Source organism: Arthrobacter globiformis (assembly GCF_003261175.1).
In the GTDB taxonomy this organism is placed as follows: domain Bacteria; phylum Actinomycetota; class Actinomycetes; order Actinomycetales; family Micrococcaceae; genus Arthrobacter; species Arthrobacter globiformis_A.
In genome coordinates this window covers 407,382-433,477 of the sequence record NZ_QLNP01000098.1, presented here as the reverse complement: position 1 = coordinate 433,477, position 26,096 = coordinate 407,382, and the positions used below count along the sequence as shown (strand labels likewise).

Annotated in this window: 23 protein-coding genes; 7 read left to right on the top strand and 16 right to left on the bottom strand. The window is 66.5% G+C overall.

Annotation, left to right across the window (positions count from 1 at the left end; all coding sequences use genetic code 11):
• A partial coding sequence (locus DBZ45_RS18635) for an SGNH/GDSL hydrolase family protein (RefSeq protein ID WP_111905336.1) occupies window positions 1-720 on the top strand: 720 nt, incomplete at its 5' end.
• Window positions 721-796: 76 nt separating this feature from the next.
• Here DBZ45_RS18635 and DBZ45_RS18630 read toward each other — a convergent pair.
• The gene (locus DBZ45_RS18630; protein WP_111905298.1) at window positions 797-2,671 is read right to left on the bottom strand and encodes an ABC transporter ATP-binding protein; all 1,875 of its coding nucleotides are present in this window, start codon (window positions 2,669-2,671) and stop codon (window positions 797-799) included.
• A gap of 79 nt (window positions 2,672-2,750) precedes the next feature.
• On the opposite strand from DBZ45_RS18630, the gene DBZ45_RS18625 reads away from it, so the two are divergent.
• A complete protein-coding gene (locus DBZ45_RS18625) occupies window positions 2,751-3,380 on the top strand; it encodes a PH domain-containing protein (RefSeq protein WP_111905297.1) in 630 nt (209 codons plus the stop codon).
• Between the two features lie 43 nt (window positions 3,381-3,423).
• On the opposite strand, the gene DBZ45_RS18620 is transcribed toward DBZ45_RS18625, so the two are convergent.
• The 4 genes from DBZ45_RS18620 to ychF form a co-directional block, all read right to left on the bottom strand.
• Window positions 3,424-4,557: an ABC transporter permease gene (locus DBZ45_RS18620; RefSeq protein ID WP_440130533.1), complete on the bottom strand. Its 1,134-nt coding sequence runs from the start codon at window positions 4,555-4,557 to the stop codon at window positions 3,424-3,426.
• Window positions 4,554-6,095: an ABC transporter permease gene (locus DBZ45_RS18615; RefSeq protein ID WP_111905296.1), complete on the bottom strand. Its 1,542-nt coding sequence runs from the start codon at window positions 6,093-6,095 to the stop codon at window positions 4,554-4,556. The genes DBZ45_RS18620 and DBZ45_RS18615 overlap by 4 nt, the downstream gene beginning before the upstream one ends.
• 178 nt (window positions 6,096-6,273) lie before the next feature.
• Complete coding sequence (locus tag DBZ45_RS18610) at window positions 6,274-8,052, bottom strand: ABC transporter family substrate-binding protein (protein ID WP_111905295.1); 1,779 nt, start codon at window positions 8,050-8,052, stop codon at window positions 6,274-6,276.
• Between the two features lie 326 nt (window positions 8,053-8,378).
• Window positions 8,379-9,464, bottom strand: coding sequence for a redox-regulated ATPase YchF (ychF, locus tag DBZ45_RS18605; RefSeq protein WP_111905334.1), 1,086 nt, complete (start codon window positions 9,462-9,464; stop codon window positions 8,379-8,381).
• Window positions 9,465-9,554: 90 nt separating this feature from the next.
• Here ychF and DBZ45_RS18600 point away from each other — a divergent pair, with 90 nt between their 5' ends.
• Window positions 9,555-10,805: a DNA recombination protein RmuC gene (locus DBZ45_RS18600; protein ID WP_111905294.1), complete on the top strand. Its 1,251-nt coding sequence runs from the start codon at window positions 9,555-9,557 to the stop codon at window positions 10,803-10,805.
• 64 nt (window positions 10,806-10,869) lie between these two features.
• Here the strand turns inward: DBZ45_RS18600 and DBZ45_RS18595 are convergent, their stop codons facing one another.
• Together DBZ45_RS18595 and DBZ45_RS18590 are read right to left on the bottom strand one after the other, a co-directional pair.
• Window positions 10,870-11,946: a 4-hydroxy-3-methylbut-2-enyl diphosphate reductase gene (locus DBZ45_RS18595; protein ID WP_111905293.1), complete on the bottom strand. Its 1,077-nt coding sequence runs from the start codon at window positions 11,944-11,946 to the stop codon at window positions 10,870-10,872.
• A gap of 40 nt (window positions 11,947-11,986) precedes the next feature.
• Complete coding sequence (locus DBZ45_RS18590; protein ID WP_111905292.1) at window positions 11,987-12,835, bottom strand: hypothetical protein; 849 nt, start codon at window positions 12,833-12,835, stop codon at window positions 11,987-11,989.
• A 303-nt stretch (window positions 12,836-13,138) separates the two neighbouring features.
• Here DBZ45_RS18590 and xseA point away from each other — a divergent pair, with 303 nt between their 5' ends.
• Both xseA and DBZ45_RS18580 read left to right on the top strand, forming a co-directional pair.
• Window positions 13,139-14,422, top strand: a complete 1,284-nt coding sequence (gene xseA / locus DBZ45_RS18585) for an exodeoxyribonuclease VII large subunit (protein ID WP_111905291.1) — start codon at window positions 13,139-13,141, stop codon at window positions 14,420-14,422.
• A gap of 82 nt (window positions 14,423-14,504) precedes the next feature.
• Entirely contained in the window at window positions 14,505-14,780 is a 276-nt protein-coding gene (locus DBZ45_RS18580) for an exodeoxyribonuclease VII small subunit (RefSeq protein WP_223257151.1), read from the top strand.
• Window positions 14,781-14,832: 52 nt separating this feature from the next.
• Here the strand turns inward: DBZ45_RS18580 and DBZ45_RS18575 are convergent, their stop codons facing one another.
• The 8 genes from DBZ45_RS18575 to DBZ45_RS18540 form a co-directional block, all read right to left on the bottom strand.
• Window positions 14,833-15,687, bottom strand: coding sequence for a PPK2 family polyphosphate kinase (locus DBZ45_RS18575; RefSeq protein WP_111905290.1), 855 nt, complete (start codon window positions 15,685-15,687; stop codon window positions 14,833-14,835).
• Between the two features lie 35 nt (window positions 15,688-15,722).
• The gene (locus tag DBZ45_RS18570; protein ID WP_111905289.1) at window positions 15,723-16,943 is read right to left on the bottom strand and encodes a pyridoxal phosphate-dependent aminotransferase; all 1,221 of its coding nucleotides are present in this window, start codon (window positions 16,941-16,943) and stop codon (window positions 15,723-15,725) included.
• A 244-nt stretch (window positions 16,944-17,187) separates the two neighbouring features.
• On the bottom strand, window positions 17,188-18,147 hold the full coding sequence (locus DBZ45_RS18565; RefSeq protein WP_111905288.1) for an ABC transporter substrate-binding protein: 960 nt from the start codon (window positions 18,145-18,147) through the stop codon (window positions 17,188-17,190).
• Complete coding sequence (locus tag DBZ45_RS18560) at window positions 18,144-18,887, bottom strand: ABC transporter permease (RefSeq protein ID WP_111905287.1); 744 nt, start codon at window positions 18,885-18,887, stop codon at window positions 18,144-18,146. The genes DBZ45_RS18565 and DBZ45_RS18560 overlap by 4 nt, the downstream gene beginning before the upstream one ends.
• Complete coding sequence (locus tag DBZ45_RS18555) at window positions 18,884-19,597, bottom strand: ABC transporter permease (protein ID WP_111905286.1); 714 nt, start codon at window positions 19,595-19,597, stop codon at window positions 18,884-18,886. The genes DBZ45_RS18560 and DBZ45_RS18555 overlap by 4 nt, the downstream gene beginning before the upstream one ends.
• Window positions 19,597-20,685, bottom strand: coding sequence for an ABC transporter ATP-binding protein (locus DBZ45_RS18550; protein WP_317616969.1), 1,089 nt, complete (start codon window positions 20,683-20,685; stop codon window positions 19,597-19,599). Before DBZ45_RS18550 ends, DBZ45_RS18555 begins: the two co-directional genes overlap by 1 nt.
• 267 nt (window positions 20,686-20,952) lie before the next feature.
• The gene (gene rsgA / locus DBZ45_RS18545) at window positions 20,953-22,014 is read right to left on the bottom strand and encodes a ribosome small subunit-dependent GTPase A (RefSeq protein WP_111905331.1); all 1,062 of its coding nucleotides are present in this window, start codon (window positions 22,012-22,014) and stop codon (window positions 20,953-20,955) included.
• Between the two features lie 386 nt (window positions 22,015-22,400).
• Window positions 22,401-22,862, bottom strand: coding sequence for an NUDIX hydrolase (locus DBZ45_RS18540; RefSeq protein WP_111905285.1), 462 nt, complete (start codon window positions 22,860-22,862; stop codon window positions 22,401-22,403).
• A 56-nt stretch (window positions 22,863-22,918) separates the two neighbouring features.
• Here DBZ45_RS18540 and DBZ45_RS18535 point away from each other — a divergent pair, with 56 nt between their 5' ends.
• A complete protein-coding gene (locus DBZ45_RS18535; RefSeq protein WP_111905284.1) occupies window positions 22,919-23,965 on the top strand; it encodes a pirin family protein in 1,047 nt (348 codons plus the stop codon).
• Between the two features lie 35 nt (window positions 23,966-24,000).
• Here DBZ45_RS18535 and DBZ45_RS18530 read toward each other — a convergent pair whose 3' ends face one another.
• Window positions 24,001-24,873: an N-acetylglucosamine kinase gene (locus tag DBZ45_RS18530; protein ID WP_111905330.1), complete on the bottom strand. Its 873-nt coding sequence runs from the start codon at window positions 24,871-24,873 to the stop codon at window positions 24,001-24,003.
• Between the two features lie 165 nt (window positions 24,874-25,038).
• Here DBZ45_RS18530 and DBZ45_RS18525 point away from each other — a divergent pair, with 165 nt between their 5' ends.
• Window positions 25,039-26,070 carry a nitronate monooxygenase gene (locus DBZ45_RS18525; protein WP_190243182.1) on the top strand — a complete coding sequence of 344 codons (1,032 nt, stop codon included), beginning with the start codon at window positions 25,039-25,041 and terminating at the stop codon, window positions 26,068-26,070.
• Window positions 26,071-26,096 lie beyond the last annotated feature (26 nt).

The following is a 26,096-nucleotide window of genomic DNA, read 5'->3' as shown; positions in this document are numbered from 1 at the left end:
GCCGCCCCGGTGGCCGCCCCCGGTGAGGCCGTGGCCGCCGGCTCGGCCGTCGTGACCGACCTGGGGGCCGCCGTCGACCCCGCCAGCCTTCCCGCCGGAGCGCTGTACCGCAATCCGGCCAACGGGCGGGACGAGGTAATCGTGGGCAACATCGCCCGCACCGCCCTGCTGATCGGCGACTCGCAGTCCGAGCCGCAGGCCAGCTGGCCGCGCCGGGCCCTGGCGGGGCTGGGCTACGACGTCTTCTTCTGCGGCAAGGGCGGCACCGGCTATGTCGCCTCCAACGGCACCACCGGCAATTACGTCGATGCCCTGCAGCGCGGCGACTGGCACCTCCCCTACGGTTTCCCCCCGCTGGTGGTCATCGAAGGTGGCGGAAACGACGCGAAGCAGGGGGCGAGCGACGAGCAGATCTCGGCCAACGCGGACCGGCTGATTACGACGATCAAGCAGCGGTACCCGGGCGCGAAGCTTGCCATGGTGGGAACCCTGGGCAAGGGAGCGGACCACGGCGGCGCCCGGCGCGCCGAGGTGGACGCGCTGCTGGGGACCGTCGCCGGGGACCACGACATTCCGTTCGTCAGTGTCGGGGACTGGCTCACCCGCTACGGACTGGAGGCGCAGCTCAAGGACAGCGTCCACATGAACAGCGACGGTCACCGCGCCCTGGGTGCGCTGCTGGGCGACAGGCTCGCGAAGCTGGGGCTGGCCCTGTCCTAGGGCCGGCACCTATCACTTAGACAGGAGCCGGTATCCACGTTGAGTGGATACCGGCTCCTGTTTTTTGTTGTCCCGGCTACTCCGGTCCGGTGGCCAGCAGCTGTGCCCGCAGTTCCCGGCGCTCGCGCTGCTTTTCCGGGTCCGGCAGCGGCACGGCGGCAAGCAGCCGCTGCGTGTAGGCCTCCTGCGGGTTCCGCAGGATCTGGTCGCGGGAGCCCTGCTCCACGATGCGGCCGCGCTGCATGACGCAGATGCGGTCTGCCAGCACGTCCACGACGGCGAGGTCGTGGGTGACGAACAGGCAGGCGAACCCGAGCTCACGCTGGAGGTTCTGGAACAGCTCCAGGACCTTGGCCTGCACGGACACGTCAAGCGCAGACGTCGGCTCGTCCGCCACCATGAGCTTCGGCTTGAGCGAGAGTGCCCGGGCGATGCCGACGCGCTGCTTCTGCCCGCCGGACAGCTCGTGCGGGTACCTGTTCCGGTAGTTCCGGGGCAGCTCCACCTGGTCCAGCAGCGCCTCGATGCGCTTCTGCAGGTCGGCGCCCTTCGCCACCCCGGCAAGGTACATCGGCTCGCCGATGCTTTCGCCGATGGGCAGGCGTGGGTTCAGCGACGAGGACGGGTCCTGGAACACCATGCCGATGTGGCGCCGCACCTGGTGCAGCTGCTTGCCGTTCTTCTTGGCAGCGGAGATGTCCTCCCCCACAACACGCATCGTTCCGGCAGCCACCGGCAGCAGTCCGACGGCGGCACGCCCGATGGTGGTCTTGCCCGATCCCGACTCCCCCACGAGGCCCACCACCTGCCCCGGATGGATGGTCAGGTTGGCCCCCTCGACGGCGCGGAAGGCCGGCACGCGTCCCTGCTTCGGATACTCGATGGCGACGTCGGTCAGCTCCAGGACCGGTTCCCCCACGGGTCCCCGGGATTCGGCGGCTGCCAGGGCCGCCGCGTTCTCCCGCTCGCGCCGGACCAGTTCGTCGTGGTCAACGGAGTCAAGCTCGGCATGGGTGGCCGCTGCCAGCGCAGCTGTCACGTCAACGTCCGGCGCGGTGTCCGCCCCGCCCTGCCCGAGGTGCGGCACGGCCGCAAGCAGCGCCTGCGTGTAGGGATGCTGGGGGTTGTGGAAGATCTGCTCCGCGGTGCCGGTCTCCACGATCAGGCCCCTGCGCATGACGGCGATCCGGTCCGCCAGGTCCGCCACGACACCCATGTCATGGGTGATCAGGACGATGGCGCTGTCCAGCTTGTTGCGCAGGTTCCGCATCAGGTCCAGAATCTCCGCCTGCACCGTGACGTCCAGGGCCGTGGTGGGCTCGTCGGCGATCAGCAGCTTGGGATCGCAGGACAGCGACTGGGCGATCATGGCACGCTGCCGCTGGCCGCCGGAAAGCTGGTGCGGGTACGACTTGAACGCCTTCACCGGGTCCGGCAGCTCCACCAGCTCCAGCATCCGCAGCGCGCGCTCCTTGGCCTGGTCCGGAGAGACTTCATTGTGAAGCCGCACCGTCTCGACGATCTGCGCACCCACCGTGTAGACCGGGTTCAGCGCGGTCATGGGCTCCTGGAAGATGACGGCCACGTCCTTGCCGCGGACACTGCGGAGGTTGGCCGCATCCGCGCCCAGCAGCTCCCGGCCGGAGAGCCTGACGCTTCCGGACACCCTGCTGTTGCTGGGCAGCAGGCCGAGCAGCGCCATGGAACTGGCGCTCTTGCCCGAGCCCGACTCCCCCACAATGGCCAGGACCTCGCCGGCGCGGACCTCATAGTTAAGTCCGACGGCGGCCGGCACCCACTTCTTTTCCACGCCGAAGTCGACGCTGAGGTCGCGCACTTCGAGGACGACGGACCCCTTCCCGTCTGCCCTTCGCCGTCCGGCGCCGGGCTCAATGGAGTCCGGCTCCAGCGGGTCCGTCGAGGGGCGGTCAGGGCTGATGTAGTCAGACATGTTGGGGTTTTCCTTCCACCCGGGCCAGCGGAGCAGCTGAGATTAGTGCTGCGGCCGGGAATACTGAATTATTGGGGGCATGAGCACAGTGCCGCATGCCGGAAACGCCGCAATCTTCAAGGCGCGCACCAACAAATGGTTTGCCGGTTTCTCGTGGTGTGTGGCGGCCACGGGGCTGGCCGGCCTGGTGGTGGCGGGTGGGCTCCCCGCCCTGGCCGGTGCCGCGCCGCTGCTGCTCATCGCCTACCTGGGCTGGCTGCTGTTCTGGCGTCCGGCGGTGGTTGTCCACGACGCCGGCGTCACCATAGAAAATCCGTTCCGCGCCATCACGGTGCCGTGGGCGGCGCTCGTGCAGGTGGACACCCGGTACGCGCTGACCCTCGTCACGCCCGGCCGAAGCTACGGGGCCTGGGCGGCTCCCGCACCCGGCATCTGGGGCGGACGCAACGCCCGCCCGGAGGACCTCAGGGGACTGCCGGACAGCACGTACGGGCCTGGGAACTCCGTCCGCCCCGGCGACCTCAAGAGCACTGACTCCGGGCAGGCCGCGCAGCTGGTCCGCGGACGCTGGCAGCAGCTGGTCGAATCGGGGCTCCTTGATGCCGGAGCAGCCGAGGCCACGCCGGTCAGCGTGAAGTTCCGCTGGCGCGAAGCTGCCGCGACCCTGATCCTTCTCGGGCTCAGCTACTGGAGCGTGGCCGCCCTGTAGGCCGGCAGCCCGCTGCACCCGCCCACGGCATCCCACCAGCACGTCAGGCTCCCCTGTCCCCGCCGGCGGTCCGGCCGTCATCAGCCCTGCTCTCCAGGGCCGCCACGGGCGTCTTCTCGGGAACGGCAGCGTCGGCGTCCTTGGCCTTCTTGGCGTTAAACTTCTTTTGCCTCGGGTCGAAGGCGTCCCGCAGGCCGTCGCCAATGAAGTTGATGCTGAGGCAGATGAGGACGATGAACAGCCCGGGGAACCAGAAAAGCCACGGTCGGGTGGCGAAGGCTTCCTGGTTCTGCGAGATGAGCAGGCCCAGCGAGGTGTCCGGGGACTTGACGCCGACGCCGAGGTAGCTGAGGGCCGTTTCGGTAAGGATCGCCGCTGACATGGTGAGGGTGACGTTGACGATCAGCACGCCCACTGCATTGGGCAGGATGTGCTTGAAGATGATCCGGGCGTTGCTGGCCCCGGAAATCCGCGCCGCATCGACGAACTCGCGCTCACGCAGGGTGAGGAACTCGCCGCGCATGAGCCTCGCCAGGCCCACCCAGCTGATCAGCCCCAGGAAGATGCCGAGCGCGAGGACACCGTTGCTGCTGGCGAAGGACGCAAACCAGCTGCCTTCATCCCGGCGTCCTGCCAGCTGCGCCATGACGGCGGCGAGGAGCAGCGCCGGAACAATGATGATGACGTCGGTGAGCCTCATCAGGACGGCTTCCATCCAGCCCCGGAAGTAGCCGGACAGCGCCCCGACCACCACACCGACCAGGCCGGCGATGAGGCCGATGACCACCATGATGGTGATGGACTGCTGGGCACCGCGCATGGTCATGGCGAAGAGGTCGCGCCCGATCCGGTCCTGACCGAAGGGATGCTCCCCCCAGGCCAGCGGCCACAGCGACGCCGTGGGCGTGCCGTCGTTGACCAGCGGCGAGACGGCCTCATGGGTGTACTTCCACCAGCCCGGGATCCCGGCGTACCCCACGGACGTGAAGGCCATGACGAAGATGATTGCGAAGACCACAAGGCCGACGATCGCCCCGGAATGGCCAAGAAGCCTTTTGCGGACGATCTGGCCCTGGCTCAGGCCCCGGGCTTCGGAGACAGGCTCGATCCCGGCAGCTTCCTGCCGCAGGGCGGCCTCCTCCGCCATGATTTCGTCCTGCTGGCTGGGCTGGCTCATGCTTTCACCCTTACTCGTGGATCCAGTGCGGAGTAGGCGAGGTCCGCGATGAGGTTGAACGCCATGGCCGTGATGGCGACGCAAATGAAGACGCCCATGACGGGGTTGGGGTCAACGTGCAGGATGCCGTCCAGGAACAGGAACCCCATGCCCCGGACGGAGAAGACCGTCTCGGTGATCACCGCCCCGCCGATCAGGCCGCCGATGTCAAAGGCGACGATGGTAGCCACCGGGATCAGGGCGTTGCGGAAAGCGTGGCGCATGACGACAGTCCGTTCCGACAGGCCTTTGGCCCGCGCCGTCCGGATGTAGTCCATGTTCATGATCTCCAGCATGGAGGCCCGGGTGAACCTGGTGTAGCCGGCGAGGGAGATGAGGATGAGCGCGGTGGTGGGGAGGATCAGGTGCGTGAAGGAATCCAGGCCGAGGATCCAGAAGTCGCCTTCGATGTTCGGCGTGCCGGCGCCGATGGTGGCAATCGGCCGTCCCCGGACCCTGCTGTTGTTGAAGTACGCGGGCCAGGCCTGCATGAAACGGTCGAGCACGATGAGGAAGCCCACCAGGAAGGAGGTGATGGCCGCCGCGCGCATGGACTGGCCGCGGTCGTAGCCGCCCATGAAGTAGCCAATGGCCATGCCGATGAGGACCGCGACAACCGCCAGTAGCACGACCATCAGGAATGTGGCCTGGTTCAGCAGCGGCTGGACCACGAAATAGAGGACCAGCCCCACGCCCACGGCGATCAGGGCGGACTGCAGCGCCTTGCGGTTCCGGAGCCCTGCGGTCAGCAGGGTCACGGCAAAGGCGATGCCTACCCCGGCGATGGCGATGACCACCGGGCCCAGGCCCGGCGTCTTGAACCACTGGGTCACGGAGAAGTAGATGAGGACCGCGGCGACGGCGGCGAAGACGATGCCGCCGGTCATCACCTTGCGTCTGGCATCGCCGCCAGCCACGATCAGGGCCACGGCACCCAGGACGGCGCCGATGCCGAGACAGACCGGCAGCGGAATCTCCGGGTTGCGGAGGAAGTTGTTGAAGCCGATGGCGCCGAATTCCTTGAGCAGGACGGCGACCCAGAAGATCGGCAGGGAGAAGAACAGGAAGGCCATGAAGGTCACGCCGTAATCCAGTGTGCTGTACTGCCGCAGGGCGGTGATGATGCCCAATGTGATGCCCACGAGGATGGCCAGGACGGCGGCCCCGGTGACCAGCGTCAGGGTCTGAATAAGTGCATGGCCGAGGGCGTCCGTAATGGGCTGGCCGGCGATGTTCTTGCCGAGATTGCAGGACCCGGTGAACGGCACTAGGCACTGGGCCGCACCGCCGAGCCATTTGAAGTACCGCACGGGCGCCGGCGTATCGAGGTCCAGCAGCGCGGACCTCGAGTCCATGAGCTGCTGCTTGTTCGGCGCGCTGCTGGCACGGAACTCTGCGAGCGGGTCGCCTGATGCTGCGGTCAGCAGATACACCAGGAAGGACGCGCCCAAAAGGATGAGTGCGGCGGTGACAAGCCGCCGGACTATGTAGGTCACCATTGTGATAGAACCTCAGGATTCGGGCCCGGGGATCGCCCGGACCGGTCGCAGGTTTGGCGGCGCCTTACTGCTTGTGCTGCCAACACAGGCACTGCCGAGAGATGGCGCTGCAAGGCGCCGGGACCGTGGTGCATGGTCCCGGCGCCTCACCTAGCTGGTTGAACTTCGTGGCACGGGCTTACTTCTCGGCCCACTCCCAGAAGTTCCACCAGACGCCCGTCTGGTTCGGCATGAACTTCACGCCGGTGATGCGGTCGCTGTAGGCGTCAACACCAACGGACTGGAACAGCGGGAGGCCGTAGGCCGAGTCCCAGATCTTCTTGTCGATCTGCTTGATCAGTTCATCCTGCTTGCTGCGGTCAGTCGTCACAATGAGCTCGTCCATGAGCTTGTCGGCTTCAGGATCGCTGAACTTGTTGAAGTTGGAACCGTTGCCGGTGCGGAAGATCTGCGGCACGCCGGAAACTCCGACGCCAGGGTTGATCCAGCCGAAGATGGTGGCGTCGTAGCCGCCCTTGCCGAGGGCCTTCCCCCAGTCAGAGGCGCCAAGTCCGCCGTCGACAATCTTGAAGCCAGCCTTGGTTGCGGACTCGCGGATGAGCGAGAACGCGTCCACACGGTTCGGGTTGTCCTTGTTGTACATGATGCGGACCTCGGGGGTCGCACCGTTCAGGAGCTTCTTGGCGCCGTCAACATCTGCATCGGCGTAGGACGAGGAACCGTTGGCCTGGACGGAGGCGTCGTAGGCCGGCTGCGCGGGAACGAACAGCTGCGAATCCAGGGGCTTTGCCTCGGGGTCGAGCTTCTTGATGATCTTGTCAACGATGTCCTTGCGCGGAACCGTCTTCATGAATGCCTCACGGACATTCTTCTCGGCGAACGGTCCCGAGTAGTTCAGGTCGATGTGGTCGTAGGAGAGCTGGTTGCCCTGCTCGACCGTGACACCCTGGCTCTCGAGCGCCTTGAGCTGATCGAGGGTGTCAGCCGAAGCCTGCGGGGCGATAATGTCGGCTTCGCCATTCTTCAGCGCCTGGACCTGGGCCGGGGAGGAACCGATGTAGCGGACGGTGATCTCGTCCAGCTTTGCCTCGGGGCCCCAGTTGTAGTCCTTGTTGCGGACCATGGTCAGGGACTGGTCCTGGTTGATGCTCTGGACAACGAACGGGCCGTTGGAGAGGAATAGGCTCGGATCGCTCGGCAGGGTCTTGGAGTCGAAGCCGGTGTTCCACATGTCGGACATGGCCTTGAGCTTGGCGTCAGCGGCCTTGGGCGCCTTGGCGTCGCCGCGCGGCATGCTCTTGAGGTGGTCGATGAAGGCCTGCGTGTCGGCCAGCCCGGCCTTCTTGGCCAGGACGTGGGCAGGGATGTCAATGCCCGGTCCGCCCAGTGCGATCTCCCAGTCAGCGAACGGCTTGGAGTACTTGATGGTCATGGAGCGGTTGTTGTCGCCGATTTCGGGGAAATCGGTGAGCGCCAGACCAGTGGGGTCGCCGGCGTAGGAGAAGTAGGACGTTCCCGCCTTGCCCTCGGCGTCGGCGTCGTTGTAGTACCCGGAGAAGGCTGCCCACTGCAGGAGCAGGTCAGCTGCGGTGACGGGCGTGCCGTCCGACCACTTCACGCCTTCGTTGATGGTGTACTTGACGGTCAGCGGATCGTCGGACGTCTTTTCCATCTTGCCGAACTTGTCGTTGTGGACAATGTTCAGCTGGTTGTCGATGTAGTAGAACCCGGAGTGCGTGGCGTAGCTGACCTTCGAGTTGATGTCAGTGTTGCCATCGGCCGTGTTGGGGTTGAAGGTGTTGAACGCGTTGACCTCAACTACAGTGGCTGTTCCCCCCTGCTTGCCGGCCGCATTACTGGACGGGGTTGTCCCGCCATTGGTGCTCGCGCAGGCGCTGAGCGCCAATGCAGCCGCGGCTGCAACGCCTACTGCTTTGGAAATACGACTGACTCGCATTCCGCCTCCTATGTTTCTGTGAGTGTGGAAAGGACCTTCGCTGTGGGCGCCGGCCAGACCCGCCACATCCCCCCAGTGAGATGTGGCGAGTCTCACATGACAAGTAGCCTAGACCCGAACCCGCCACCCGCGGTCCGAAAGTTGTCCCTCAGTAAAGGTTGTTATCGAGATGCAACCAAGCTGTTGCCGTGTGAAAAGTCCGCCCCCTTTTTCCTTGACGCCATGTTGCACGAAGGGTAGAGGAACCAATCACAGAAAAAGCCCCGATCCACAGGACCGGGGCTTTTTGCCGTTAATACTCAATCACTGAGTAGCTCAGCGCAAACTCACACGTTGAAGCGGAACTCCACCACATCGCCGTCGGACATGACGTATTCCTTGCCCTCAATGCGGACCTTGCCCCGCGATTTGGCCTCCGCCATGGAACCGGCGTCGATGAGGTCCTCGAAGGAGACGACCTCCGCCTTGATGAAGCCGCGCTGGAAATCCGAGTGGATGACGCCGGCTGCCTGCGGGGCGGTGTCCCCCTGGTGGATGGTCCACGCCCGCGCCTCCTTGGGCCCGGCCGTGAGGTAGGTCTGCAGCCCCAGCGTGTGGAACCCGACGCGGGCTAGCTGGTCCAGCCCGGATTCGTCCTGCCCGTTCATTTCGAGCATTTCACGCGCCTCGGCCTCGTCCAGTTCCACGAGGTCCGACTCGAGCTTGGCGTCCAGGAAGATGCAGTCGGCCGGCGCAACCATCGCGCGCAGCTCGGCCTGCTTCTCCTCGCTGCCGAGAATTCCTTCGTCCGCGTTGAACACGTAGATGAAGGGCTTGGCCGTCAGAAGGCTGAGCTCCTTAAGGTGCTCCATCTCCAGCTTGTCGCTCGTGACGGAGGAGTAAATGGTGTCACCGCGCTCCAGCACGGCCTGCGCGGCCTTGATGGCAGCGAGTTCCGCGGCCTCGCGCTTCTTGATCTTGACCTCTTTTTCGATCCGGGGAATGGCCTTCTCGATGGTCTGCAGATCGGCGAGGATCAGCTCGGTGTTGATGGTTTCCATGTCCGAGCGGGGGTCGACCTTGCCGTCGACGTGGATGACGTCGGGGTCGTCGAAGACGCGCACCACCTCGGCGATGGCTTCCGCTTCACGGATGTTGGCGAGGAACTGGTTGCCCAGGCCTTCCCCTTCGGAGGCGCCCTTGACGATGCCGGCGATGTCGACGAAGGAGACAGCCGCGGGCAGTACGCGCTGCGAGCCGAAGATTCCGGCGAGCTGCTGGAGCCTGGGGTCGGGCAGGTTCACGACACCGACATTGGGTTCGATGGTGGCGAACGGATAGTTCGCGGCCAGGACCTGGTTGCGGGTCAGTGCGTTGAAAAGAGTTGATTTGCCGACGTTGGGCAGTCCGACGATGCCAATAGTAAGAGCCACGGACATTGATTCTACCTGTTCGGCCCCCGCATCCCGTGCCGGGCTGTTGCCTTTCCAATAAATGTCACAGCCCCGTGCCACAGTGAAGGCATGGAACCTTTTGCAGTCATTCTGGCCCTTTTGATGCTGTTGCTGGGCGCCGTGTCGGGCGCCGCCGCGGTATACGTGGTGTTGCGCCGGCGGAGCGCCGCCTTGGAAGCGGATTTCGACGGCGTTTCGCAGCGGCTTTCGGAAGTCAGCGCCCAGTTTGCTGCCGCGGACGCCGAGCGGAGGCTCCTGTCGGCCCAGAACCGGGAGCTGGGCATGTCGCGTGAGCAGGATGGAAGCGTACTTCGGGCCCTGGCGCCGGTGGCTGAGAAGCTGACGGCGGTGCAGCAGCAGGTATCCCTGCTGGAACGGGACCGGCTCGAACAGTACGGGCAGCTGGCCCAGCAACTGCAGGAAGCCCGACTCACGGACGAGCAGCTGATGCGCTCCACGCATGCCCTTGAGTCGGCGCTCCGGTCGAACAGCGCACGCGGCCAGTGGGGCGAAGTGCAGCTGCGCCGTGTTGTGGAGGCGGCCGGCATGATGCGGCATGTCGATTTCCATGAGCAGCAGCACGGCACGTCAGGCGCCGAGGCCGCCGTCCGCCCGGACCTTGTGGTCCAGCTGCCGGGTGACAAGCAGCTCGTTGTCGACGCCAAGGTCCCCCTGTCCGCCTACCTTGAGGCTCAGGAGCTGGGGCAGTCGGCCGGCGACAAGCCCGGGCTCAGCCAGGCGGCATTGCAAAACCTCATGGCGGCACACGCCAAGGCGCTGAAGTCCCACGTGGACGCCCTCAGCACCAAGAAGTACTGGGACATTTCGGGGAACTCGCCGGAGCTGGTGATCTGTTTCGTCCCGGCCGAGTCCATCCTCGCCGCCGCTCTCTCCGCCGATCCCGCGCTCCTGGATCACGCCTTGTCCAGGAATGTGGTGCTTGCGTCCCCCGGCACACTGCTCGCGGTGCTCAAATCGGTGGCGTTCACGTGGCGCCAGGACGTTCTCACGGACAGTGCACGGGAGCTCTTCGAACTTGCCCGGCAGCTGTACGAGCGCATGGGCACGCTCGGGGACAACGTCGGCAAGTTGGGGTCCGCGCTGAAGAGCTCGGTGGACCGCTACAACGCGATGGTCGGCACGCTGGAGGCACGGGTGCTTCCCACCGCGCGGAAACTGAACGCGCTGGACACCAGCGGACTGGTCACGCCGCCGGCTGTGCAGGTCACGCCGCGTTCCGTCGCAGCCCCGGAACTGCAGGGCACGGAACCGGGACCCGCCGAGCTGCGGGCGGCCGTGGAGGAAGAGGACGCCGCTTAAAGCGCCGAAACGCACGACGCCGGAACTCAACGTGAGTTCCGGCGTCGTGCGTTATCCGCGGCTGCTAGCGCGAGCGGCGGCCGCCGAGGGCGCGGGATACGTCCCCTGCCTCCTTGAGCGTGGCACGGAGCTCCTTCGGCAGGGAGAAGAGCAGGTCCTCCTCCGCAGTCACAATTTCCTCAACAGCGTCGTATCCGTAGTCGGCCAGGAGCCGGAGCACATCCTTGACCAGGACCTCCGGAACGGACGCGCCCGAGGTAACGCCCACCGTGGCAACACCCTCGAACCAGGACTCGTCCACCTCGTTGGCGAAGTCGACCCGGTACGACGCCTTGGCGCCGTACTCGAGCGCCACCTCGACGAGGCGGACGGAGTTGGAGGAGTTGGCCGAACCGACCACGATCACCAGATCGGCCTGGGGCGCGATCTTCTTGATGGCCACCTGACGGTTGGTTGTGGCGTAGCAGATGTCGTCGCTGGGCGGATCCTGGAGCGTGGGGAACCGGTCCTTGAGCAGCCGGACGGTCTCCATGGTCTCGTCCACGCTGAGCGTGGTCTGCGAAAGCCAGATGACCTTTTCGGGATCCCGTACCGTCACCTTGTCCACCTCATGGGGGCCGTTGATGATCTGGATGTGTTGGGGAGCTTCGCCGGCCGTTCCTTCAACCTCTTCGTGGCCGTCGTGGCCGATCAGGAGGATGTCGAAGTCGTCCTTGGCGAAGCGGACGGCTTCCTTGTGGACCTTGGTCACGAGCGGGCAGGTGGCATCAATGGTGCGCAGTCCGCGGTCCTCGGCGGACTGGACCACAGCCGGGGACACGCCGTGGGCCGAGAAGATGACCAGGGCGCCCTCGGGCACTTCATCAGTTTCGTCCACGAAGATGGCGCCCTGCTCCTCAAGGGAGCTGACCACGTGCACGTTATGGACAATCTGTTTCCGGACATAAACCGGCGGTCCATAGTGCTGCAGGGCCTTCTCGACGGCGATGACCGCGCGGTCAACGCCCGCGCAGTATCCGCGGGGAGCCGCCAGCAGAACCCTCTTCGGGCCCGGGACCGGTGCCGCCGCGAGCACTTCCTCCGGCGAACGCCGCCGGCGCGGGACGGTTGGCATCGAAAGGGAAACTGCAGAGGAAGTCATTGTTCCATGCTACCGGCTGGGCCGCAGGCATCCTGGCAGCTCATCGTCCGCGGGCAGGACCGCCGACCAGCCTGAGCAGCAGGCCTGCCGCCACCAGGACCACACCGACGATCGCCGCCGCCAGCGTCCAGGACGCAAACCCGGCAGCGGAAGCGGCAACAAACTCCCGCTTGAACAGGTCTGCCATCTCGTTTCCGCTCGCGGTGCCCATCACGGCGTCGGCGGCCCAGCGGGACGCCAGCGTCCACAGTCCGGAAAGAGCCAGTGCGCCCACTCCTATGCCGGCCAGGACTTTCCACCGCCGGCGGGCAGTCACGAGCGCCAGGAGGAACGCCACCCCGGCACCGACGGCAAGGCTGTATCCGAGCGGAGAGTAGGCCGAAACCCGTTCAACGAGCTGGCGCTGGTTCGTCTGGCCGATGCTCACCAAGGTCTGGCCCGGGGCTTCCAGCGGAACACCAACCTGGCTGGAAATCTGCTTGGCTGCGAGAGCGACGAGCGGGGCCACGTCCAAGGTCAGCGAGGTGCTCGAATCAGCTTCGGGGGGAAGGGATGCCGGATCGGCGAAGTTGAGCCGGTGGCTCTTTCGAAGCGTCTCTTCCCAGGCAGCCGGGTACTCGGGCAAGCCGGTGAGGGAGGTTGCCGCCTTCTCCAGCACCGGCCGGACCAGTTCGGCCGCCTGCACCGGGATGGTGCCGCCGGTATCAATGCTGTTGACGGCGGCGGTCGCCAGGCGCTTCTGGAAGTCCGGATCCTTGCCCAGCGGTGCCGCCAGGGCTACGAAACCATCTTCCTGCACGATGTTGCGGTCCACCCAGATGGCCGGAACGGCGGCGGCGGAGAGGAGGAGACCAAGGATGACGGCCAAGGCCGCAAGAAATGAGCGCAAGGGATTCCTAGCTGGTCGGGTTTCTCGGCTGGTCGGGTGCCTGGCTGGTCAGCAGGACACTGCAATCCTAGGCGCGCCGTCCCACTATCGGAAAAGTAGGGCGATCAAAGATGCCAGCGATCAAAATGCCGGACCACCCAGTTTGCCGGGTTATTAGCAGTCGCTGCAAATGCCGCGTTATCAACAATGTCGCAGCCCGGTGATACAGCTATGGATAGAGTTGATTAACCCACCGCGCACGCACCATCCACAGGCAAAGGACCGCGACCATGCAACTGGCATTCGCCGCCAACGGGGCTGCACATGGCTGAAAACGCCACTGTCCCTGTACCCGGCACGGCCCCTGCTGTCGGCACCAGCACGGTGCCTGCCACCGCGGCCGAGACAAGCCCGGACAACCCCTGGCCGCTGCAGTTGCTCTCCCAGAAGCTCAAGACCCACATCGAGCGGGCTCCGGCAGCCTGGGTTGAAGGGCAGGTCATCGAACTTAACCGGCGCGGCGGCAGTGCGTTCCTTACGCTCCGGGATGTGGACGCCGAGATCTCCCTGCCCGCCTCCATCTGGTCCAAACTGCTCGACCGGCAGGAAACGCCGCTGGAGCGCGGAAGCCGGGTGGTGGCCCTGCTCAAGCCCGAGTTCTGGCTGAAGACCGGGCGCCTGAACATGTCCGTGAAGGACATCCGCCCTGTGGGACTGGGCGATCTCCTCGCGCGGATCGAACGGCTCCGCCATGCCCTGGCCGCTGAAGGACTGTTCGCGGAATCGCGGAAAAAGCGTCTGCCCCTGCTCCCCCACCGGATCGGGCTCATCACCGGCCGCGACTCCGATGCCAAGAAAGACGTCCTGCGCAACGCTGCCCTGCGCTGGCCGGCAGTCGAATTCGAGATCCGCGAGGTCGCGGTGCAGGGCAACACCGCCGTATCCCAGATGGTCAAGGCGCTGCGCGAACTCGATGCCCGTCCCGAGGTGGACGTGATCGTGATCGCCCGCGGAGGCGGCGCGCTGGAGGACCTGCTGCCGTTTAGCAGCGAGGAACTCATCCGCGCCGTGGCGGCCACGGTGACCCCGGTGGTCAGTGCAATCGGGCATGAGGCGGACCGGCCCATCCTGGACGACGTCGCCGACCTCCGGGCCTCCACGCCCACGGACGCAGCCAAGCGGATCGTGCCGGAAGTTTCGGAGGAACTTGCCCGGGTCCGGCAGGCTGAAGCCCAGCTGCGGCGCTCCGTCACTATGATGGTGGCCCGGGAAACGGACCGTCTGGCCGCGATCCGGTCCCGCCCGGTCCTCGCGGCCCCGGAGAGCATGATCACGGCGCGCGCGGATGACGTGGAACGGCTGACCCGCCGGTCCACGGCGGCCATCAGTGCAGCCGTGACGAGGGCTTCCGACCAGCTGGTCCACCTCCAGGCGCAGGTCCGGGCATTGTCACCGCAGCAGACCCTGGACCGCGGCTACGCCGTGGTGCAGCTTTCCGGCTCCGCCGGGGCGGTTGTCCGCCAACCGACCCAGGCCCCTGCCGGAACACCGCTCGCGGTCAGGGTGGCCGGCGGACGGTTCGGCGCGGAATCCACCGGCGCCCCATAAGTAAGCCGGGTGGCCCATGACCGGCACCTCAAATGACGCCAGCACCGAATGACAGCACCTCCGACACGACAGGCCAGTAACCATGACAGATCCAACCATCCATACAGATCAGCAGCACAGCCCGGAACAAAACACCTCGGCCCAGCCCGGCCCCGCGCTTCCTCCGGACATCGATGCCCTCAGCTATGAGGAAGCACGGGAACAGCTGGTCGCTGTGGTTTCGAAGCTTGAGGCCGGCGGGACCAGCCTTGAGGATTCCCTGGCTCTGTGGGAGCGGGGCGAGGCCTTGGCACGGCGCTGCGAAGACTGGCTGGAGGGCGCCCGGAAGAGGCTCGCGGCTGCCCGCAAGGACAGCTGAAGCCAGCGGGATCCAGCCGGGGTGAGGCCCGGCTGAGGACCGCCCGGCCTGGTCAGGACCGCTCGACGAGGCGGCGCTCAGCCTCAACATCGAACTCGGCCTTGGGCCACTCCAGTTCAAGCTCTTGGAGCGCCTCCAGCAGCAGTTGCTGGACCGCAATCCGCGCGTACCACTTTTTGTTGGCGGGCACGGCGTACCACGGGGCGTGATCGGAGTTGGTCGCGTCGAACGCCGCCTGGTACGCCTCCATGTAGTCGTCCCAGAAAGCGCGCTCTTTCAGGTCCCCGGTGTTGTACTTCCAGTGCTTGGCCGGATTGTCCAGCCTGGCCAGCAGCCGCTCCTTCTGCTCCTCGTTGCTGATGTGCAGCATGACCTTGATCACCCTCGTGCCCACTGACACCTGTCGGGCCTCGAACTCGTTAATGGCGCGATAGCGCCGCTCAAGCTCCTTCGGGTCCGCCCAGCGGTGGACCTTGTGGATCAGAACGTCCTCGTAGTGGGATCGGTCAAAGACCCCCAGCATCCCGGCGGCCGGCACTTCCTTTTCGATGCGCCAGAGGAAGTCGTAAGCCTGTTCTTCCGGTGTGGGAGCCTTGAAGGACTTGAACTTCACGCCCTGCGGATCCATGGCCCCCAGCACGTGCTTCACAATTCCGCCCTTGCCGGCGGTGTCCATTCCCTGCAGGATCAGCAGGACCCGCTTGGTGCCGCCGAACTTGGACTCGGCAAACAGCCGTTCCTGAAGGTCCGCGAGTTTGTCATCGAGTTCCTCAAGGAGCGTTTCGCCGTCCGCCTTGTTTCCGGGGTAACCGGGGGTGGCATCCGGGTCCACATCTGCCAGCTTGAATCCTTTACCGACTTTCAGTGATTTGGAGGGCAACTCCGTAAATTCCGCAAGGCTGGCCATGGGGACCTCTTTCCACTGTTGTCTGTGGGTAAAGGCTAGTTCCCCTGATACCTGCTGAGGAAGTCTCCCATCCGGCCAATTGCTTCCTCGATATCCTTGACGTTGGGCAGAGTGACCATCCGGAAGTGGTCGGGCCGGACCCAGTTGAACGCCCGGCCGTGGGAAACCAGGATCTTCTGTTCCTTGAGCAGGTCCAGCACAAACTTTTCGTCGTCCCGGATGCTGTAGACCTCTGGGTCAAGCTTCGGGAACAAGTAGAGCGCTCCCCTCGCCTGCTGCGTGCTGACCCCGGGGATCGCGTTGAGCATGTCGTATGCCTTGTTCCGCTGTTCCAGCAACCTCCCGCCGGGCAGGATGAGGTCGTTGATGCTCTGGTACCCGCCCAGGGCAGTCTGGATGGCGTGCTGGGCCGGAACGTTGGCGCAGAGCCGCATGTTGGCCAGCAGGTTGATGCCCTCGAGGTAGTCAGCGGCCTCCTTCTTGGGCCCGGAGATGGCCATCCATCCCGCCCGGTAACCGCAGACGCGGTAGGCCTTGGACAGCCCGCTGAAGGTCAGGCACAGCACGTCGTCGCCCGTGAGCCCGGCCATGTTCACGTGCACGGCATCTTCGTAGAGGATCTTTTCGTAGATCTCATCGGCAAAAATGACCAGCCCGTGTTTTTCCGCCAGGGCAACGATCTTGCGCAGCGTACTTTCCGGGTACACCGCGCCGGTGGGGTTGTTCGGGTTTATGACCACGATGCCCTTGGTCCGGGGCGTAATCTTGGCCTCGAGGTCCTCCAGGTCCGGCTGCCAGCCGGACTCCTCGTCGCAGAGGTAGTGCACCGGACGGCCGCCCGCCAGCGCCACTGAGGCGGTCCACAGCGGATAGTCCGGGGTGGGGATCAGGATCTCGTCGCCCTCTTCGAGCAGGGCCATCAGCGACATCGTGATGAGTTCGCTGACGCCGTTGCCGAGGTAGATGTCGTCCACGTGGATGCTCTGGATGCCGCGCGTCTGGTAGTACTGCGAGACGGCGGTGCGGGCGGAGAAGATGCCGCGGGAATCGCTGTATCCCTGGGCGTGGGGCAGGTGGCGGATCATGTCCACCAGGATCGCGTCCGGCGCTTCAAACCCGAAGGGTGCGGGGTTGCCGATGTTCAGTTTGAGGATGCGGTGACCCTCTGCCTCCATCTGCTGGGCGGCCTGAAGAATCGGTCCACGGATGTCGTAAAGGACATTATGAAGCTTGGTGGACTGCTTGAATTCTGCCATTCATCAAATATGCCACAAGCGGGATGTACTTCCGGGGAGACGTGCCTCACACAGATGACACGGACCCGCCGGGCCAGTCAACGGCTGCCCTCGCCCAAGTAGCTCGCAGTTGTTGTCGTTTTGAGGGTTCAAAACGACAACAACTGCGAGTGAGTTGGGTCCGTCCCCCACTTAACGCCGACGGCGGCTGCCGGTCCCCGCGGAACCGGCAGCCGCCGTCGTACTTCCTAGTGAGCCAGAGGGCCTACTTGACGATGCCCTTGTCCTTGAGCCACGCAGCGGCCGCATCCTTGGCGTTCTGCTTCTGGCTTCCGCTCACCGCACGGTTGAGGTTGATCAGATCCTCGGTGGTGAGGGTCTTGGAGACGTTGTTGAGCGCCTCCTTGGCCTTGTCCGTCACCTTCGCGGTGTTGTATAGCGGGAGCACCTGCTGGGCCTTGAAGTTGTTTTTCGGATCCTCCAGCACAACCAGGTCGTTGTCGGCTATGGACGGCGTGGTGGTGAAGATGTCGGCCACCTGCACCTCGTCGCTCAGGAGCGCCTGCAGCGTCAGGTTGCCGCCGCCGTCGCTGAACGGCTTGAGTCCCTTGAGTTCGCAGTTGTAATTCTTCTTCAGCCCCGGGAACCCGTAGGACCGGGTTTCAAACGTTGCCGGCGCGGCCATGGTCAGGTCTTTGCAGACCTTGGCCAGGTCCTCGATCGACTTCAGCTGGTACTTCTCCGCGGTGGCCTTGGTTACCACCATGGCGTCCTTGTCCTCGGCCTTGGATGGGTCCAGCACGGCGAGACCCTGCGGCAGCTTGCCCGGCAGTGCCTTGACGATGTCCTCCGGCGTGACCTCGGCAGCCTGCGGGTCAACGTGGGACAGGAGGTTGCCGGAGTAGTCCGGAACAACGTCCACCGACCCGTCCTGCACCGCCTTGAAGTAGATCTCCCGCGAGCCGATGTTGGGCTTGGTGGTGGCGGTGACACCGGCAGCGTTCAGGGCGCCGGCGTAGATCTCGGCGATGATCTGGCTTTCCGGGAAATCCGCGGAGCCGACCACGAGGGAACCGCCGGAGGTGGCACCGCCGGCTGCACTCGTGGAGGGGGACGACAGCGGACTGCCGCTGCTGCAGGCGGACAGGGCAAGGGCGACGCCGACACCGGCGGCGAGGCCGCCCAGGCCACGGCGGGTAAGAGTCGTGCGGACGGGGTACTTCATGCGGTGCCTCCTTGAACAGCGGCCGCCGCGGGTGCGGCAGCCGAGAGATCGGTGGCGGCCTTGCGGCCGCCCTTGGAACGTGCGGAAAGTCCCGGTGAAACGACCAGCCGCTGCACGGCCGCCAGGACGAGGTCGACGACGATCGCCAGCGCCGCGATGAGCAGCGAACCGGCCAGCATCCGCGGGAAGTCCTGAAGCACCAGCCCGTCGAACAGGTAGCGCCCCAGGCCGCCGAGCGGAAGGTAGGCCACCACCGACACGGTGGCGATCACCTGCAGCACGGCGGTGCGGATACCGCCGAACATCACGAGGAGTCCGTTGGGAACCTCCACGCCGAAAAGGACCTGCAGCTCTTTCATGCCCATGGCCCGGGCGGCGTCCACCACGTTTGAATCCACGCTGGAAATGCCGGCGTAGGTGCCGGCCAGCAGCGGCGGCACCGTAAGGATGACCAGCGCCCACACCGGCGGCATGAGGCCGCTTCCGGCCACGAGCGCGAACAGCACCAGGAGTCCGAGCGTGGGAAGGGCGCGGAGGGCGCCCGCCACGGCCACGGCCACCACGCGGCCCCTGCCGGTGTGCCCGATGTACAGGCCGACCGGGACAGCGATGGCGGCGGCGATGATGAGGACCAGGAAGCTGTACTGCAGGTGCTCGAGCAGGCGGACGGGGATGCCGCCCGGACCGGACCAGTGCAAGGGATCGGCGAGCCACGCGAAGGTTTCGGTGAAGATGTTCATGAGCCCGCCCCCGTGTGGACTTTGGCGTCCGCGATGAACTCGGCGCCGGACCGGGCGTGCGCGTCTGTCTTTATTGAGCCGGCCCTGGTCCAGGGGGTGAGGACCCGTTCCAGGATCACCAGCAGCGCGTCCATCACCACTGCCAGCAGCAGGATGGCGATAATCCCCACCACCACTTCCGTGACGAAGTTCCGCTGGAGCCCGTCCGTGAAGAGCATCCCGAGATTTCCCACGCCCAGCAGGGCGGCGACGCTCACCAACGAAATGTTACTCACGGACACCACACGGAGGCCGGCGAACATCACGGGCAGGGACAGCGGCAGGTCGATCTGCAGGAACCGGGCCGCAGGCTTGTAGCCCATGGCGACGGCCGCCTGCCGGAGGTCGTCATCCACGGAGTCGAAGGCGTCCATGGCGGCCCGCACCATCAGCGCCACGGCGTAGATGGTCAGGGCGACGATGACGTTGAGCGGGTCGAGGATCCGCGTTCCCAGCAGCGGCGGAAGAATGATGAACAGCGCGAGTGACGGGATGGTGTAGAGCAGCGAGCTCACGGTAGACACGAGCTGGCGGAGTACGCTGTGCCGCCGCGAGAACTGTGCCAGCGGGATGGAGATCACCAGGCCCAGGACCATCGGAACCAGGGCCAGCACCAGGTGCTGGCCGGCCCGTTCAAAGACCATGGGGCTGTTCGCCAGGAGCCACTCCATCAGAGGGCGCCCTGCCGGACCTGGCGTGCGGATTCGATGACAGCGAGAACCTCCGGCCCCTTGACGACGCCGGCAACCTTGCCGTCGCCGTCCACCGCAACGCCGAGCCCCGATGGCGAGGACAGCGCGGCATCGAGGGCGCGCCGCAGGGTGTCGCCCGGCCGGAACAGGGAGCCGCCGGGGATGAGTTGGGAGTCGAGGCCGGGCCCCTCCCAACCGAGCGGGCGCTGCTGGTCATCCACCACCAGGCGCCAGTCGCCGGCGTTGGCCCTGGCGTCCCCGCCCCGGGCGACCGTGTCCACGGGGTGGACCGCGACGCCGTCGGCCGTGGTGAACGCGAGGTGCCGGAACCCGCGGTCCCGGCCCACAAAGGAAGCCACGAACTCGTTGGCCGGTGCCCGGAGGATCTCCTCGGGCGTGGCGTACTGCGCCAGCTTGCCGCCGACGGCGAAGACCGCCACCTTGTCCCCCAGCACGGTGGCCTCGTCGATGTCGTGCGTGACAAAGACGATGGTCTTGGCCAGGTCCCGCTGCAGGCGCAGGAGTTCCTGCTGGAGTTCGTCGCGGACCACGGGATCCACGGCGCTGAAGGGCTCGTCCATCAGCAGGACCGGCGGATCGGCGGCGAGCGCCCGGGCAACGCCAACGCGCTGCTGCTGGCCGCCCGAGAGCTGCGACGGATACCGCTTGCCCAGCGAGGGGGCCAGCCCCACGACGTCGAGCAGTTCCTCCGCGCGCTTGCGGGCGTCGGCTTTCGAGACGCCGTTGAGCCGGGGCACGGTGGCGATGTTGTCCACCACGGAGCGGTGCGGCATCAGCCCGGAGGACTGCATGACGTAGCCCATGGAGCGCCGGAGTTCAGCTGCAGGCACGGAGGTGACGTCGCGGCCGCCGACCGTGATGGTCCCGGAAGTGGGCTCCACCATCCGGTTGATCATGCGCAGGGAGGTGGTCTTGCCGCAGCCTGATGGTCCTACGAACACCGTGATGGAGCCGCGGTCGATGGACATGCTCAGCTGGTCCACCGCCGGTTGCCCGCTCTGGTACTGCTTGGTGACGCTCTGGAACTCGATCATGGCTTCGGCCACACCCGGCTTACCTAACTGTTGGGCGGCAACATCGGACGGTAAAGCGAATTGATCATAAGCACGCTGTTTTTTGGCTGTAAAGCGCGCCTTGACACAGCGTAACCAGTGCCAGAAGCAAAACCGCCGCAGGCACGGATACCGTAATCATTCGGAGACAAACACGATTGATTCGGCGTCCTCCCCCACCCGGATGGGTGGAGTAGTTTTTGTCCCGATAATGGGCGCTCCGAGGGCTCTTGGAGCCATTATCTGGACAAAAACTCCAGTCTAGGAATGTCGGTAGCGTTCCGCGGCCCGCTGGCTCCGCCCGGCCACCACCACCTTCTGGTGCCATTCCCGCTGGTACGCCCTTCGCGCCGCAGCGTCGTGGCGCCGATCCAGGGCCGCGAGTTCGCGCTGGAGCTTGACGTAACTGGCCCACCGCCTCTCCTCAAGGGACCCGTCGTCGAGCGCCGCGCGGACGGCGCACCCGGGTTCCCGGTCATGGGCGCAGTCGGAGAAGCGGCACTGCTCGAAGAGCACGTGCAGATCGCCGAACATCTCCTCCATGCCGTCCTCGGCGTCGAACAGGCCGAAACCGCGGACACCGGGAGTGTCCATCAGCACGGCGCCATTGGGCAGCGGCACCAGCTCCCGCGACGTCGTGGTGTGCCGCCCCCTGCCGTCAGTGGCCCGCACGTCCCCGGTGGACCGGACGTGGTGCCCCACCAGCGCGTTGATGAGGGTGGACTTCCCGGCGCCTGAAGGGCCCAGCAGGGCGAGCGTCCACCCCGGCTGCACCTTGGAGAGCAGTTCGTCGATGCCGTCCCCCTGCTCCGCCGAGGTGGTCACCACATCCACCCCGGCAGCTTGCAGGATCACCTTCCCGACGACGTCGTCGGCGATGTCCGCCAGGTCCGCCTTCGTGATGATCACCAGCGGGGTGGCGCCGGAATCCCAGACGGCCACCAGGGTCCGTTCGAGCCTGTTGTGGCTCAGCGGACGGTCGACGGGAACAACCACGCCCACCATGTCGATGTTCGCTGCGAGGACCTGCGCCTGGGTGGACGGGTCGAAGGCACGTTTACGGCTCAGCTCCGACGTGCGCGGAAGAACGCCGACGACGGCCGGTTCCGCGGCCCTGTTGCGGCCGAGCCAGACCCAGTCGCCGGTGGCCGGCACGGCACCGGGCGGATACGGCAGGTGCACCAGTCCGACGGCCGTGGCCGCGACGATCCGGTTCCGGTCCACCCGGACGACGCGCGCGGCAGCCTCGGCGCCGCCGGCCGGATGCGCCGCGAAGTGCTGCGCCTTGGCCTCCGTGAAACCGTACTGGCTTGGGCCGGGCAGGGGCTCAATGTTTATGAAATCAGTGTTTAGAAAAGGGGTTGGGTTAGGGGTTTGGTTTTGAAGCTGGTTGGCACGAGTGCCGGAAGAATTTTTCACTGTGAACCTCGGGTTGGCCCCGAAATGCCGCCGGCCGGCACGCGCTGCGCTGCGGACAGTTGCGCTGTGCGCGCTGGGCTGGCTACGAGTGGGCAGCAGCGGGGGCAGGAGTAATGAAGGTGTTTTCGAGAAGGCGCGGAGCGCGCACAAAATCTGCAATCATCAGGTCCACCTCCCCCGTACGAAGTTCATGCCGGACTGGCCGCCGCCGGACAAGAAGGTCCGGGGACTCCCCCAGAATAGCCAGCAGGGCGCCGGCTGGCTAGGGCAACCGGGGGGCTGCAGGGAAATCAGTCCAGTGAATCCAGCTTGCCGTTAACTGGCCGCTCCGAGAACAGCCGAAGCGCCGCGTCAACCAGGGACACCCTGTTCAGCGAACTGACGTCCTGCAGCGGAATCCACGCGGCATGCGTGGTGGTGCCGTTCGTTTCGTGGGTGAGCTCCCCGCCAGTCACCCTCGCCTCATAGACCAGGCGGAGCGCCTGGAAGTCGCGGTCTGCCCCGTCCAGCCGCGAATCCGCCGGCCAGTGACCGACGTCGATCCCAAGCATCTCGCCGATTTCGGCGTGATACCCCGTCTCCTCGAAGACCTCACGGATGCAGCCGTCCACGGGGTGCTCGGCCAGGTCCAACCCGCCGCCGGGCAGTGTCCAGCCTTCCTTGCCGTCCTGCTTCCAGTACGCCAGAAGGATGGCGCCGTCGCGGATGATGACCGCGTAGGCGGCGGGGCGGGTGTCAAAGAGAACGCTCATGGCTCCAGCGTAGCCCCGCGCTATCCGCCTGCAGGCAGCCGTCCTAGAGTGGGACTGTGACGAATCTGGAGCTCCTCCCGCAGGAGGAAACCTGCCCGCCCGCCGGCCCGGACACAGGGACGGGAGGCGGGCCCTGCCTGCAGCTGTGGCCGGCACGCGAAGTGCCGCTCGGCGGGGTCCGCGCCATGTCGGTACTCCGCACCCTGCCCCAGCGCGGCCTGCCGACGGTGGGTGCCTGGTGCTTCCTGGACAGCTTCGGCCCCGACCGGACGGCGATGTCCGTGCTGCCGCACCCGCACACCGGGCTGCAGACCGTGACGTGGCCGCTGGCCGGGCAGATCAGGCACCGGGACAGCGTTGGCAGCGACGTCATTGTCCGCCCCGGCGAGCTGAACATCATGACCGCGGGCCACGGCGTCTCGCACTCCGAGTTTGCCGTGCTGCCGGCCACGGACGACGGCGGTGGCATGGACGACGGCGGTGCAGGGCTTCCGCTGCAGCGCGGGCTGCAGCTGTGGGTCGCGTTGCCGGACGGGGAGCGGGACAGGCCTCCCGCCTTCGAGCAGCACCGCGACCTGCCCACGGTTCATGGCCCGGGCTTCACCGCCACGGTGATGGTGGGAACCTTCGCCGGCGCTTCCTCGCGGGCCTCGATGTACACGCCGATCGTCGGCGCGGACATCAGCTGCGGCGCGGCGGCCGCCTTCCCGCTCGACCCGGCGTTCGAGCACGCCGTCCTGGTGCTCGACGGCGGCCTGACGGTGGACGGGCAGGAGATCGGCCCGGGGCCGCTGGGCTACCTGGGTGCCGGGCGCGAAGTCTTGGCCGTGGACGCCCTGCCGGAGACCCGCTTCGTGCTGATCGGCGGCGAGCCGCTCCAGGAGGAGCTGCTGATGTGGTGGAACTTCGTGGGCAGGACCCATGAGGAGGTGGCCCAGGCGCGGGCGGACTGGGAGGCCCAGGCCGAACTGCCGGATCCGGCCGCGGAAGGTGCGCGCTTCGGACTGGTCCGCGGCCACGGGCCGGATGCGGGCCGCGAGGCAGGCAGGATCCCCGCGCCGCCCTTGCCCGGAGTGAAGCTCAGGCCGCGGACCCGGTTCTAGGGCGCGGTCCTAGGGCCCGCTGTCAGGGCCCGGCGTCAGGGCTGGCCGCGGACCAGCAGCGGGACACCGAAAACGGGGTCCTGCGCCAGGATCCGCACGTCGCTGACTCCGGCTGCCGCCAGGTGCTTCCGGAATGAATCCTGCAGCCGGACAACGTTCATGCCCAGGCCGCTGCCCAGGATGACCGGACCGTCCAGCCCCAACTGCCGGAGGACCTGGGCGGCCATCTCCGCCAGGTCCTTGCCCGCCTGGTCGATCAGGTCCCGGCTGACGCGATGGCCGGCATCGGCCGCCTCCACCACCAGCCGGGCCTGCTGCGCCCAGAAGCGCCGCCCGGTGTCCGGGGAGTGGAACAGCGCGATCAGCTTGTTCGGGTCATCGGTGTTGCAGGACTCCAGGAGTGCCCGTGTCAGCTCGTCCGGTTCCTGCCCCTGGTTCATACGCCGCAGGCTGTGGCGGACCGCCTCGCGGCCCAGCCAGTAACCGCTGCCTTCGTCGCCCAGGAGGTAACCCCAGCCGCCCGCCCGCGCCTCGCCGCCGTCCCCGTTCGCGCCCCAGGCCGCCGAGCCGGTGCCCGCGATGACAGCGACGCCGGTGCTGGCGCCGCCGGCCGCGAGCAGAAGCCGGGAGTCGTGGACCACGGTGATCCGGGCCCCCGGGGCGTGCGGCTCGATGAGGGCGGCCAGGGCGGCGGCGTCCTCATCGGTGTCGATCCCGCCGGCGCCGGCATAGACCTGTGCCACCGCCCCCCGGCCGATTTTGGCGAAAAGCTCCGCAAGGTGCGCCGCTGCTTCCGCACGGCTGACGTTCTGGACGTTGGCGCTGCCCACGCTCTGGTCGGCCACCGGTTCCCCGTGCTCGAACCGGACGCCCCTCGTCTTGGTGCCTCCGATGTCGAGGCCGATCACGACGTCGTTGGCGCCGCCCGTGCTGGAACCGGCGGCGCCGGCCGGGACTGTGCTGGGCGAAACAGCATCGGACGCGGCTGCGTTGGACGAAGCAGGGGCCACACCGGATAGGTTGTCAGAGTTAGTCACCTGAACAGATTACTGATTAGCCCCAAGGAGCCGGCCATGCCCCACGCCGAGATTGATTCCCGCATCATTGCAGCGCCCATGGCAGGCGGGACGTCCACGCCGGACTTCGTCCGGGCCGTCCACCGCGCCGGAGGCCTTGGCTTTCTCGCCGCGGGGTACAAGAGTGCGGAGGCGGTCAGTGCGGAGATCCGCGCCTGCCGGGACGCCGGTGTCCGGTTCGGGGTCAACGTTTTTGTGCCGGACCATGCACAGCTGAACCCCTCGCCCGACGCTGTGGCAAGGCTCGAGGAGTACCGGAGCAGCCTCAGCCACGACGCAGGGCGCTATGGCGTGGCCGTGCCGCCCCTGCTGCTTGACGACGACGACGCCTGGCAGGCGAAGATCGACCTCCTGCTGCAGCACCCCGTGGAACTGGTCAGCTTCGCGTTCGGATTGCCCGATTCCGCAGTTGTCGAGGCGCTTCGGAAGGCGGGGTCCACGGTCATCGCCACGGTCACCAGCCGGGCCGAGGCCGGGCTGGCAGCGGACCGCGGAGTCGACGCCCTCGTCGTCCAGCACAGCAGCGCCGGTGCCCACTCCGGCGCGTTCCTGGCTGTGACGAAAACTGGAGGGATGCCGCCGTCGACGGCGGACCTGATCCGGGAGGTGGCGGCCGCCGTCGACCTGCCGCTGATCGCCGCCGGCGCGGTGTCCGACGCCGCCGCTGTTCGGTCGGCCATTGCCGCAGGGGCGGTGGCCGCGCAGGTGGGAACGGCGCTGCTGCGGACGGACGAAAGCGGCGCGCGGCAGCTGCACAAGGACGCCCTGGGCGATGACCGCTTCACCGAAACAACACCCACCCGCGCGTTTACTGGCCGTTACGCACGCGCGCTGGTCAATGACTTTGTCCGCGACCACGGGGATGCCCCCGAGGGCTACCCCGCCATCCACCATCTGACGGCTCCAATCCGAGCGGCAGCTGCCGCTGCAGGTGACCAGGAACGGCTGAACCTTTGGGCGGGGAAGGGCTGGCGCTCGGCCAGGACGGGACCCGTGGCCGAGGCCGTGGGCGCTCTCCTGGACGTTTAGCGCCCGGCGCCGGTTTGAGCCCCGGC

What these genes read in the sequence shown, in the direction of transcription:
- DBZ45_RS18565 (WP_111905288.1), bottom strand. Translation starts at nt 18,147, where the DNA reads ATGAAGTACCCCGTCCGCACGACTCTTACCCGCCGTGGCCTGGGCGGC.
- DBZ45_RS18625 (WP_111905297.1), top strand. Translation starts at nt 2,751, where the DNA reads ATGAGCACAGTGCCGCATGCCGGAAACGCCGCAATCTTCAAGGCGCGC.
- DBZ45_RS18525 (WP_190243182.1), top strand. Translation starts at nt 25,039, where the DNA reads ATGCCCCACGCCGAGATTGATTCCCGCATCATTGCAGCGCCCATGGCA.
- DBZ45_RS18555 (WP_111905286.1), bottom strand. Translation starts at nt 19,597, where the DNA reads ATGGAGTGGCTCCTGGCGAACAGCCCCATGGTCTTTGAACGGGCCGGC.
- DBZ45_RS18595 (WP_111905293.1), bottom strand. Translation starts at nt 11,946, where the DNA reads ATGACTTCCTCTGCAGTTTCCCTTTCGATGCCAACCGTCCCGCGCCGG.
- DBZ45_RS18600 (WP_111905294.1), top strand. Translation starts at nt 9,555, where the DNA reads ATGGAACCTTTTGCAGTCATTCTGGCCCTTTTGATGCTGTTGCTGGGC.
- xseA (WP_111905291.1), top strand. Translation starts at nt 13,139, where the DNA reads ATGGCTGAAAACGCCACTGTCCCTGTACCCGGCACGGCCCCTGCTGTC.
- DBZ45_RS18540 (WP_111905285.1), bottom strand. Translation starts at nt 22,862, where the DNA reads ATGAGCGTTCTCTTTGACACCCGCCCCGCCGCCTACGCGGTCATCATC.
- DBZ45_RS18575 (WP_111905290.1), bottom strand. Translation starts at nt 15,687, where the DNA reads ATGGCCAGCCTTGCGGAATTTACGGAGTTGCCCTCCAAATCACTGAAA.
- DBZ45_RS18615 (WP_111905296.1), bottom strand. Translation starts at nt 6,095, where the DNA reads ATGGTGACCTACATAGTCCGGCGGCTTGTCACCGCCGCACTCATCCTT.
- DBZ45_RS18620 (WP_440130533.1), bottom strand. Translation starts at nt 4,557, where the DNA reads ATGAGCCAGCCCAGCCAGCAGGACGAAATCATGGCGGAGGAGGCCGCC.
- DBZ45_RS18560 (WP_111905287.1), bottom strand. Translation starts at nt 18,887, where the DNA reads ATGAACATCTTCACCGAAACCTTCGCGTGGCTCGCCGATCCCTTGCAC.
- DBZ45_RS18580 (WP_223257151.1), top strand. Translation starts at nt 14,505, where the DNA reads ATGACAGATCCAACCATCCATACAGATCAGCAGCACAGCCCGGAACAA.
- DBZ45_RS18630 (WP_111905298.1), bottom strand. Translation starts at nt 2,671, where the DNA reads ATGTCTGACTACATCAGCCCTGACCGCCCCTCGACGGACCCGCTGGAG.
- DBZ45_RS18570 (WP_111905289.1), bottom strand. Translation starts at nt 16,943, where the DNA reads ATGGCAGAATTCAAGCAGTCCACCAAGCTTCATAATGTCCTTTACGAC.
- DBZ45_RS18610 (WP_111905295.1), bottom strand. Translation starts at nt 8,052, where the DNA reads ATGCGAGTCAGTCGTATTTCCAAAGCAGTAGGCGTTGCAGCCGCGGCT.